The following is a 1,187-nucleotide window of genomic DNA, read 5'->3' on the forward strand; positions in this document are numbered from 1 at the left end:
TGTAAATACCCCATCCTTAACACAACTCTCTCGTAGAATTTAAGCTGCTAATTTATATTCAATTGGCGTCATGTCATTCAATGAATCATGAGGCCGTTCTTCGTTGTAGAGTTTTATCCAGCTCTCAGTCATATCTACCACTTCTTGTAAGTTAGTGAAGATATATAAATCTAAAACCTCATGCCTATAAGTACGATTAAAGCGTTCAATATAAGCGTTTTGGTAGGGGCAACCAGGCTTGATGTAATCAATTTTTACACCGTGCCTTTTAGCCCATTCCATGAATTCGAAAGAGGTGAATTCAGGGCCGTTATCAACACGAACTTTATCAGGATAACCATGCCAAGCCGCTAGCCGGTCTAAATACCTTGTGACCCTAGCTGAAGGCATACCTGTGGCAATATCTATGCCTAGCGCTTCACGGTTATAGTCATCGATAACATTAAAGGTTCTAAAACGTACCTTGTTGTGCAACGTGTCGCTGACAAAATCCATTGACCATGACTTGCCTGCTTCCGCTGGCACAGCTAATGGCTCTGGATTTCGCGTGGGCACACGCTGCTTGGCCTTTCTGCGCAAGCTTAGCTTCATTTCCTTATAAACCCTATGAACACGCTTATGATTCCAGTGATAGCCTTTTGCACGAAGACGCTTATAGCACTTAGGGAATCCCCAGCGTTGATGCTTTTCAACAATGGCATTCAATGCATCGATAATCTCACTATCATCAACCTGTTTAGGCTCATAATAAAATGCCGTGCGGCTAATGCCTGTTACCTCGCAACTCAGCACAATGCTAATATTATGGGCAGCTAGCAGCTCTTTGGCCCACGCTTTTCGCTCAGTGACAGGCACTACAGCTTTTTTATGATGTCTTCCTGCAACTGAGACTTTAAACTAAGGTCAGCATACATTTGTTTTAAACGACGATTTTCCTCTTCAAGCTCTTTCAGCCTTTTTACATCAGAAGCCTCCATACCTCCGTATTTTTCACGCCATTTATAAAACGTTGAACTGGCCACGCTATATTTACGACAAACCTCTTTTATCGGCATGCCCGCATCAGCTTCTTTCAGTATTGCCACTATTTGGCTTTCAGTTTTTCTTTTGCTCATGTGTAAAATCCTCTTAGGTTATTTTAAAGAAAATTCTACGTTTGAGCTGTATTATTTTAAGGGGTGGTTACA

Annotated in this window: 1 protein-coding gene; it reads right to left on the reverse strand. The window is 41.8% G+C overall.

Annotation, left to right across the window (positions count from 1 at the left end; translation table 11 throughout):
* Positions 1-39: 39 nt before the first annotated feature.
* Positions 40-1,115, reverse strand: a protein-coding gene (locus tag R7Z49_RS23470) for an IS3 family transposase (protein ID WP_395237564.1) whose coding sequence is annotated in 2 segments (ribosomal slippage) — positions 40-866 and positions 866-1,115 — 1,077 coding nt in all. Because the reading frame shifts where the segments join, the coding sequence is not laid out codon by codon here.
* Positions 1,116-1,187: the final 72 nt, after the last annotated feature.

The organism is Vibrio sp. 1562 (genome assembly GCF_033340155.1).
Lineage (GTDB): Bacteria > Pseudomonadota > Gammaproteobacteria > Enterobacterales > Vibrionaceae > Vibrio > Vibrio alginolyticus.